Annotated in this window: 12 protein-coding genes and 1 pseudogene; 6 read left to right on the forward strand and 7 right to left on the reverse strand. The window is 35.4% G+C overall.

The window, feature by feature from the left end:
* Positions 1-142: 142 nt before the first annotated feature.
* The 5 genes from C7B62_RS22395 to C7B62_RS22415 all read right to left on the reverse strand — a co-directional run bounded on the left by C7B62_RS22395 (position 143) and on the right by C7B62_RS22415 (position 2,812).
* Positions 143-541 (reverse strand): hypothetical protein, encoded by a 399-nt coding sequence (locus C7B62_RS22395; RefSeq protein ID WP_146132179.1) that lies wholly within the window; start codon positions 539-541, stop codon positions 143-145.
* A 25-nt stretch (positions 542-566) separates the two neighbouring features.
* Positions 567-1,262, reverse strand: a complete 696-nt coding sequence (locus tag C7B62_RS22400) for a hypothetical protein (protein ID WP_106242638.1) — start codon at positions 1,260-1,262, stop codon at positions 567-569.
* 146 nt (positions 1,263-1,408) lie between these two features.
* A complete protein-coding gene (locus C7B62_RS22405) occupies positions 1,409-1,654 on the reverse strand; it encodes a hypothetical protein (protein ID WP_106242643.1) in 246 nt (81 codons plus the stop codon).
* Between the two features lie 237 nt (positions 1,655-1,891).
* Positions 1,892-2,290 (reverse strand): hypothetical protein, encoded by a 399-nt coding sequence (locus C7B62_RS22410; protein ID WP_106242647.1) that lies wholly within the window; start codon positions 2,288-2,290, stop codon positions 1,892-1,894.
* Positions 2,291-2,338: 48 nt separating this feature from the next.
* Entirely contained in the window at positions 2,339-2,812 is a 474-nt protein-coding gene (locus C7B62_RS22415; protein ID WP_106242650.1) for a hypothetical protein, read from the reverse strand.
* Between the two features lie 147 nt (positions 2,813-2,959).
* Between C7B62_RS22415 and C7B62_RS25885 the strand changes: the two genes are divergently transcribed.
* Together C7B62_RS25885 and C7B62_RS22420 are read left to right on the forward strand one after the other, a co-directional pair.
* Complete coding sequence (locus C7B62_RS25885) at positions 2,960-3,127, forward strand: hypothetical protein (RefSeq protein ID WP_158260730.1); 168 nt, start codon at positions 2,960-2,962, stop codon at positions 3,125-3,127.
* Positions 3,128-3,137: 10 nt separating this feature from the next.
* Complete coding sequence (locus C7B62_RS22420; protein ID WP_106242652.1) at positions 3,138-3,527, forward strand: hypothetical protein; 390 nt, start codon at positions 3,138-3,140, stop codon at positions 3,525-3,527.
* A 22-nt stretch (positions 3,528-3,549) separates the two neighbouring features.
* Here the strand turns inward: C7B62_RS22420 and C7B62_RS22425 are convergent, their stop codons facing one another.
* Positions 3,550-4,710: a tyrosine-type recombinase/integrase gene (locus C7B62_RS22425; RefSeq protein ID WP_106242655.1), complete on the reverse strand. Its 1,161-nt coding sequence runs from the start codon at positions 4,708-4,710 to the stop codon at positions 3,550-3,552.
* A 578-nt stretch (positions 4,711-5,288) separates the two neighbouring features.
* On the opposite strand from C7B62_RS22425, the gene C7B62_RS26335 reads away from it, so the two are divergent.
* On the forward strand, positions 5,289-5,786 hold the full coding sequence (locus tag C7B62_RS26335) for a helix-turn-helix domain-containing protein (protein WP_199194325.1): 498 nt from the start codon (positions 5,289-5,291) through the stop codon (positions 5,784-5,786).
* Positions 5,787-5,794: 8 nt separating this feature from the next.
* The gene (locus tag C7B62_RS26340) at positions 5,795-6,091 is read left to right on the forward strand and encodes a hypothetical protein (RefSeq protein WP_199194326.1); all 297 of its coding nucleotides are present in this window, start codon (positions 5,795-5,797) and stop codon (positions 6,089-6,091) included.
* A 9-nt stretch (positions 6,092-6,100) separates the two neighbouring features.
* On the opposite strand, the pseudogene C7B62_RS22435 reads toward C7B62_RS26340, so the two are convergent.
* Positions 6,101-7,043, reverse strand: a pseudogene (locus C7B62_RS22435) (DUF262 domain-containing protein); the annotation flags it as partial.
* A gap of 146 nt (positions 7,044-7,189) precedes the next feature.
* On the opposite strand from C7B62_RS22435, the gene C7B62_RS22440 reads away from it, so the two are divergent.
* A complete protein-coding gene (locus C7B62_RS22440) occupies positions 7,190-8,266 on the forward strand; it encodes a class I SAM-dependent DNA methyltransferase (protein ID WP_106242658.1) in 1,077 nt (358 codons plus the stop codon).
* Between the two features lie 3 nt (positions 8,267-8,269).
* Positions 8,270-9,007 (forward strand): restriction endonuclease subunit S (locus C7B62_RS26350; protein ID WP_199194329.1); only part of this gene is annotated, 738 nt, incomplete at its 3' end.

The raw sequence follows: 9,007 nt of genomic DNA on the forward strand, positions 1-9,007 counted from the left end.
AAGAGCTATAATTTATATATAGTAAAGCATTCAGCGTCTCACTGCCTCATATCGCATGAACCCTATATTTTCGCCAATTAAGAAGCAATAATATATAACGAGATATTTATATTAAATTTTAACTTTCTGTATGTTAAACTCCTCACATATTTTTAAGACGAATTTTATCGCCTTCTAATTTAGTTTCTTTAACGCCATCGAAAGCTTTAGGTTTAGCACCTTTAAATTTGCTTAATTCAGCTTGGGTTGTCTCTAAAGAAACATTTAGGGATTTCACTAGTTTAGTGTTAATTTCTTCAAGAACCGCATCGAAGTCAATAACTTTTCCTTTCTCAACTAATCCTTCTTTTACTTGAAGGAAACAGAAGCTACCGTCTTTACATAAAGCAATCTTGTGTCCTCTCGCATTTGCCCACATACGGATTAAAGTTATCTTGCGGTTTTTGTCAGAATTACGACAGAAGATAACATCCGCTTTCACTGGTGCGAAAGTGCCAGCTTCAGAACCTTCAATAACAACAGCGTCATTACGAGTTGCCATGCCTTTGAACCACTGTCCACGAGCTTTATTTATAGTTATAATCAACTACGATAGCTTTAGTTCTGAAGCTACATTTAATTGTGCGGATCTCAGTGTTTAATGCTTCACCTTCACTGATTACTAGAGGATTTACATCACTAAATACTACAGCAACTTCGCTGTCATTGTCGGCGATGTCTTGCCCCTTGAAAGTTAGGGATTGGTTCGGAGCAATATATACTCCTGCATAGTCTCTAACTAAGCTTTCTTTAGCATCTTTCATAACAAATGCTAATTGAGCTTTGCGATCATAGAAGTCAACTTCTTTAATCCCAAGCACACCATTGATAAAAGTTGCAATAGTGCGTGGAAATAAATTAGCTACGAGAGGTGAAGCAACAAACGCAATTAATGTTACAGGATAAGATGCCTGCAACATGAACTTTAGTCCAGCTAGTTTTGCATGACCAGGATAGAAACTTCCATCTTGATAACTACCTCTGGTTACTTCAGAGGCATAGATGTTCATTCCATTTCCTCCGCTTGTTATAAAACCAGCATACCCACTTATTCCAACCCAGAAGGCCCAGATTTTAAGTCCATCAATGATATGTTGCCAGTTAGTTTCTAATTCATTATTTACATTATTTACTTCAGACATTGTTTGTTCTCCTTGAGTGTTAGTGTTGGCGTTTATTTTGTTGATAAGAGTGTTTAATTCGGCAGAGTTTAAGTTAGTCATGATTGTTTATTTCCTTTTGTTTATTAGTTAATAAAAAAGACCCCTTGATTACTAAGCTTTTGTAATCAAAGAGTCTATGTGTGAATGTTTTTTAATTAGGAGTAAGCTACTTATTTAACGTCGAGAGCAAATACTCGACAATTTATTTATTTACTAGGGCGGAATTTATTCGCTTGTTCTTTTAGCTCTTCAGCTCTATGAACATTCCCTATGCTTTCACAAGATTTAGCTCGTCTCATTAGTGAAGAGAATTCTTCGTGATTATATTTATCACGTCTATATTGTTCTAAAGCTTCTTTAAGATAAGCATCTGATTCAACGCTGCGACGTTTAACATTAGCCACATACTCAGTCCATCTGGGAGCTAACGCGGTTTTTAATTTATCTAACATTTGTTTTGTTCCTATTGTTTAGATTTTGAAAAGTGTTTACGAAAAAAGGCAGGTAGCGGGGGCTATACCACTTACCTATAAAAAGGGTTTTTTATCCGAGCCTCAAAAAATAAACTTCTAGTGCGAATTAGAAAATTCTTAAAATTAAAAAACTTTCCTATGTATATGTATAGGAAAGTTTTACAAGTGGATCTGAAAAATAGGAATAGAAAATTTTAGTAAAAAACAATATAAATTTTAACTTAATTGTTTTACTCTTTCATCTAAAGTATTTAGTAGATTTACAATTTCACTATAGAGAGCTGTTTCTTTATAAAAACATAGATCATTCCGTATTTCATTAATAGTGCTTTCTTTTAAATTATTTAATCTCTCTAGTTCATTAGATGCGAGTGGAATATAACTAACTATTGTTTCTCCTTTCTCATTTAGATTATAAGAATATCTATCTTCAATCTCTTGTAATTCTTCTGGAGTTCTATTACGAGTATTATCTACATTATTTATTCTTTGTTTAGGAGTATTGGGAGTGTCGGGAGTATTGGTTTCACTTTCAATTAAGTTATTAAGGGTAGAGATTTTAGAGCCTACATTTCTTACATCTAATTTAGGCGGATACTGTGCCGATATCGGCAAAGATTCATCTAATTTAGGCTCTTCGTTTTTAGAATAGTTTTTAGAATATTATTGTGCTTGTTTTTTCCTATCAGGATAGACACTATTTTTTACTTTATTAACAGATAAGTCTAAGTCTTCAGCAGTTTGTTGAATTGCTTCAGTTTTAGTTAGTCCCTCCTCTATAACAAGATAATCAACATATTGTGTTATTTCACTTGTAGATAGATTACGGCGACCTAATTGCGTCCTCATCATTTCGGCTATAGCTTCACTTGGTTCGATTTTTACAAGTGGAATATTTAAATCAAATTCAGGACATTCTTCTATTATTTCAGGGAGCAAGTTCCAGCGATGATGACCATCAACTAATACTAATCCTAAAATATTTTCACATATTACTAGAGGACTTAATAATTTTTTGTGAAACAACAATGCTTCTTTTAATGATGCTTTTTCTGTGTCTGTTTGCTGCCTAAATAAGGTTTTGTTCTCTTCTTTGATTACTAAAAGGTTTTTTAATTCGTTATAATGTAGATACATAATTTTAAAAAATACTTATACTATTTTGTTTGTCACTTACCAGTATAAGTATTTTTTATTGCTAAAAATATGCACATTATAATTAATGCCTATTATTTAATAATAATTAAAGTTAAGATAAAAGTATTAAGTAATAAATTATAAGTTATGACATATAGAACTAAAACACCAGGACGAGAAGACACTATTCAAGTAGGAGTTAATGTTCCTATAAGTGTTAAAGAAGCTTTTGCTGCTAAATGTGAACAGTGTGGAGATACTCCAGCGAGTTCATTAAGAAGATATATCTACCAATATTTACGAGAGAATAAATAAATTAATAAGAATGAATAATAACTATCGACATCCTGCAATGGAAAATGAAGGGCTTCAACCATACGTGAGTACCTTAGAAGCCGAACAAGAGTTACACGCTTATGAATTGGAAAATTCAAGACCTGCTGTAGAAGAGCTACCTACTCTTTCTCAGCCCGACCCTAATTTGTCTCCAGACTTTGCGGAGTTTTCTAATAGTCAGGAAACACAAATACAACAAGAACTATACAAGTTGCAAGAACGCTCTGTCTCGTCTATTCATACTAGGTTGTGCGATCTAAAAGATAAGCTTAATTCCAGACAGATTACTTTGAAATCTCAACTAAGACAAGTTGAGGAACAATTACGAGAGGTTCATAAACAATTACGAGAGGTTTCTATAACAACTGTAGAGGGTTGACATACTCCCCTCTGTTGGTTAATTAGAGTTCTGGTAGGTTAAAGTCTTGTTTGGCAGCTAAGTAATGCTTGATGATAGTCTCAGGTGAGTTACCTGATATTCTTCCTATCGTTGCTATATCTACCCCTTCTCTGACTAAACGAGTGATAAAGGAATGGCGTAATGAATAGGGTTTAAGGTATGACTCTATCAACCCGTCATCAACTAATCCATTAATAACTTTACGCCAATTGCTTTCACGCCAGCGATGATGATTTATATAGCCACCACCAACGGCAGGAAATAAAAGATTTTGTTCTTTCTGTACTACGTTTAGTAAAGCCTTTAATTGCTCGTTAACAGGAAAAAGCCTTATCTCATGAGTCTTGGTATGTGGTAGTAGAATACCTTTGCTATAGCTTTTGTTAAATCGAATATAGGTTCTGTCACCTTTTACTCTAATATCTTCCTTGACAAGTGCTAAGGCTTCTTCTGGGCGACAGCCAACAAGACTCAGGAAAGAAACATAAGGATAGTAGTAAGAATGTTTGTACCTACTAGATTTTGGATTGTAAATATCCTTAGCAAAGGCATCAAGTATTAGCTTTATCTCTTCAGGTTCATAGCATTGGATAGGTTTCTTAACCTGTTTTGGGAAAGTTAGTTTATAAAAAGGATTAGATTCAACTAACTCGCCTTGGATTCCGCTATTAATAGCAGGATGAAGAAAAGACCTAAACAAAGTATTTATAGTAGAAGCAGCGTACTTAGTTTGAAGATATTGTAGAAACTCTTGTGCTTTGTCTAGTGACAGCAAATCTCTTGGAGTTTGGCTTAAATACCTATCAACATCTTTCCACCAGTAGGCCTGAGATGTAGCTGCAATTCTATCTTTGTTTAGATCTTTGTATCGTTCCCATATTTCTAATAGGTTTAGTTCTCGGCAGGCAAGTTCTAAAGTTTGTGAACGTCTTGGACTGTACTTGGCAAGGGTATCATCAAAATGTCCTAATTCAATATCAGCATTAATAGCTTGTGCAATTCTAAGAGCATTTACCCAACCTTCGTCAGTATTGGTTGAGATATTGATGTCGTTTCTTTTGCCTTTTGGATAAGTGAACCTGAGTTTGATTGAATTGTCTCTGGATACAGATACACTGATTTTTCCAATCTTGGCTTTTCTCTCTTCGTGATTGATATACATAGCTTTGAGCGATTTGGTGTGGAGCGCACCAATTTCGCACCAATTTTTAGAGAGAAAGCTTTATTTAAGTTTAATTGAACACAATTGTGTGACTCAATAGATAAAAAAATTTTACCTATTTACTAAACTCCTAAATCCCTGTTTGCTCCGTAATTCCCTATTCACAAGTATTTATGTTATATTGATTCAGGACTAGATTAAAAAAGTCATCAACGGGATGTAGCGCAGCTTGGTAGCGCGCCTGCTTTGGGAGCAGGATGTCGCAGGTTCAACACAAAACTCCACAACAAAACTATATCAATTAATTAGCTTTACTAAACTTATCTAGGGTGAGTGTTTACTGTTGTATAATGCCCTGGTTTTGCCCAGATTTTTTACTTAACTAAAATATAGCTCCAGTTTCTACCAGACTTGATAGAGCCGATAGTGGAGCGTCCTACGTGATACTGATTTGCAATCTGTTTGAGGCTAAGAGATTTAGCTGCTATCAATAACTTAATTTCTCTCACTTGTTGCTCTGTAATACCAATTCTCCATGAAGATGCATTAAATTAAAGGTGGTGACAAAATGCACAGATATGGGAAATAAATTTCCAGTAGAAATCAAAGAAAGTGTAGAAGAACTTAAACACCGACTACACCATGCAATAACTTCTAGCACCAAAGAAAGAATACAAATGCTGTATTGGTTAAAAACCAAAACAGTTGGGACGAGGAAAAAACTATCCCAGCGATTAGGACGAGACGAATCGACAATCTATCGGTGGCTAAGAAAATATGCTCAGGGTGGTATATCCGCTTTATTAGAAGTCAAAACCCCTCCAGGCAAAGAAAGTATTATTTCCGCTCAAGTAATGAAGCAGTTAGAAGAGCGTCTTAAGATGCCTCAAGGATTCAAGAGCTATAGCCAAATTCAAGATTGGCTAACTCAAGAGTGGAAAGTCCAACTTGCCTATAAAACTGTACACAAAATTGTTCGCTACAAACTGAAGGCGACCCTGAAAGTACCACGTCCACGTAGTGCTAAAGCCAAACCAGAAGTTATGGATTCTTTTAAAAAAAACTGCCAGATTTAATTCAAATATTGTTACGGCATTTGCGAACAGGTCAACCAGTTCATTATTGGTGTCAAGATGAAACTCGTCTAGGGCTTAAAACCTTAACCGGAAAAATTATTCAACCACCTTCTAGTCCTGAGCTTAACCCAATTGAACGTCTTTGGGAACACATTAAAAGCCAATTATCCTGGGAATATTGCCCGAGTTTAGACCAATTAAGAGCCAAATTGAAGCAGGTTCTTAATTCAATTTCGTCTGAAGCAATTGCTTCAATTTGTGGATGGGACTATATCATCTCAGCTTTATTTAGTGCAACTTCATAGAGAAATGGTATAACTTCTAGTTTCAAAATTTCTACCTGAAAGTAAAGCTACTAAATCTTCCAACCTTCCTCGCTTGAACTCTGAAGTAAAAGCCACACGCAGCATATCAGTATAAGAGGGGGCATACAAATCATCATTCACGGATTTTAGCCATGACATTTTCTGAAAGTATTCTGTAGCCGAAAAGTCTAAATCTATTTCTGCTAGCTGTTGATAAAACTCAGGGGCAACTGCTAAATGACAGAAGTAATCAATACACTTTCTTAGTAAATTACCGCTATAAGTTTCATTAGCAGCAATCTTGGACATCGCAAAGTCTGCTTGGCTTAGTCTTGCTCCTTGTGAGTTAATACGGATGAAAATTTCTGTAATGGTTTCGATATCTAAATCTGAATTAAGTTCTATTAAACCGATATGGTTGTTAGCTATTCCTTTTAACAAATCAATGCTTTCAAAAATCTCGTCTTGGTCTGCGTCTTCGTTCTTTGTACAATAATCGTTGACAAATTTGATAGTTTTGAAGTCAGCAGTAAACACTTGGGCTATATCTACAATCCAGGATTTATCTCTGCTAATTGCAGTATTAGAAACTTCAAACCTCCTGTCTTGAGGATGAAAAGCAATTGTTATACGTACTCTTCTATAGTCTTTGTTGATTACATATTTTCCTAAAACAGCAGCCATCAAAGCAGTAACACGCTGTTGTCCATCTATTAGTATTTTTTTTTCCACTAGATGAAGTACCATCTTTTAATTTGACAGTAGGGTTACGCCATGCAATTAGATAACCTACTGGATAACCTTGATACAAAGAATCAATCAGGTCACGTACTTTACTAGCATTCCATACAAAAGGTTGCTGAATTTCAGGTATAGCGATTTCTCCTGAACTAATCCAAGACAGTAAAGTTTGAACGGGATGTTGATTAACTGAATATTTTTGTATGGACATGAATAGAGATATCTTATATATGGTTGTCTCATAAAATTAGGATGCCCATTTCTTATTTGTGTTTCTAAAGTTCGTTGAAATATCTGGTGTCATAGCTGTAAATAAGACATACAATCAAAAAGCTTGATGATTGTAGTTAACACCTTATGCCAGCCAACACCACTGATTTAGAAAAACGCTTATGGGATGCAGCCGATGAGTTGAGGGCAAACTCTAAGCTGAAGTCTTCAGAGTATTCTGTACCCGTACTGGGGTTAATCTTCCTGCGCTACGCTGATTACAGATTTACTAAAGCAGAACAGGAATTAAAGAGCAAAGGCAGTAGCAGGCGTGGTGTTTCTAAAGCAGACTATCAAGCCAAAGGGGTGATGTATTTACCCGATATAGCCCGTTTTTCTTATCTGGTTAACCTTCCAGAGAGTGAGGATACAGGAAAGGCTATAAATGAGTCAATGAAAGCTATTGAGGCTGAAAATGAGGAATTAAGTAACATTTTCCCTCAGACTTATAATCGCTTTGAGAATAGCTTGTTAGTCGAACTACTCAAGAGTTTTAACCAGATAGATATCGATACAGATTTAGAGGGTGATGCTTTCGGGAAGATATATGAATACTTCCTCGGTAAGTTTGCCATGAGTGAAGGGCAAAAGGGAGGAGAGTTTTTCACCCCTACTTCTATAGTTAAATTGATTGTAGAAATACTAGAACCCTATCACGGACGTATTTATGACCCTGCCTGTGGTTCGGGTGGTATGTTTGTTCAAAGTGCTTCTTTTGTAGCTAGGCATCAGAAAAATCCTAGTGCTGAAATTAGTATTTATGGACAGGAAAAGGTAAACGAGACTGTACGGCTATGCAAGATGAACATAGCAGTTAATGGTTTATCGGGGGATATCAGAGAAGGTAATAGTTACTACGAAGATATTCACAAAGGAATAAATAAGTTTGACTTTGTAATGGCAAATCCACCCTTCAATGTGGATAAGATTGATGTAGCTGGTTTATGTAATGTAGCTACTATCGACCAGATTAAAGAGCAAGGATGGAGCTTGAACCCTGGAAGATATGTAGGGGTAGCAGAAAAAGAACAGGAAGATTTTGATTTTGCTGAACGTTTGGAAGAGTTGAATGAAGAGTTGGAGATTTTGAATAGTGAAGCGAGGGAGTTGGAAGAAAGAATTGCTGAGAATGTTAATAAGTTGCTAGAAAAAAATACTCTCTAAACTATGAATTGGAAAACTTACCGATTAGGGGATTGCGTCACATTTTTATCTGGAGGAACTCCATCTAAGAAAAAGCCTGAGTATTGGAATGGTAAAATACCTTGGATTTCATGCAAAGACATGAAAGTAGATTACTTGTATGATTCACAGGATTATATAACTGATATTGGTTCAAGGAATGGAACGCAATTAGTACCTGAAGGAACTATTCTAATTGTTGTTCGAGGTATGATTTTGGCACAACATTTTCCTGTTGCTATGACAAAACGTACATTAGCATTTAATCAGGATTTAAAAGCTTTAGAATGTTCTTCTAAAATTGACTCAACATATTTGTTTCATTGGCTTAAAGGTAAGTCATACGAAATTCTTGGAATAGCAGATGAAGCAGCGCATGGTACTAAAAGATTACAAACGGATAGACTACAAAATTTTCCTATAGATTTACCACCTATTTCTACGCAACATAAAATCGCTTCTATACTCTCAGCCTACGACGACCTAATCGAAAACAACACTAGACGCATCAAAATATTAGAATCAATGGCACAAACTCTCTATCAAGAGTGGTTTGTTAAATTCCGTTTTCCTGGTCACGAACAGGTAAAAATGGTTAAGTCTGAATTAGGTTTAATTCCTGAAGGTTGGGAAATATGTAAGCTATGTGATGTAGTTGAATTAGCTTATGGTAAATCCTTAAGAGCTAAAGATAGACTAGGAGGTGAAATAGCTGTTTATGGT

The sequence above is a fragment of the Pleurocapsa sp. CCALA 161 genome (genome assembly GCF_003003995.1).
Taxonomy (GTDB): Bacteria; Cyanobacteriota; Cyanobacteriia; order Cyanobacteriales; family Xenococcaceae; genus Waterburya.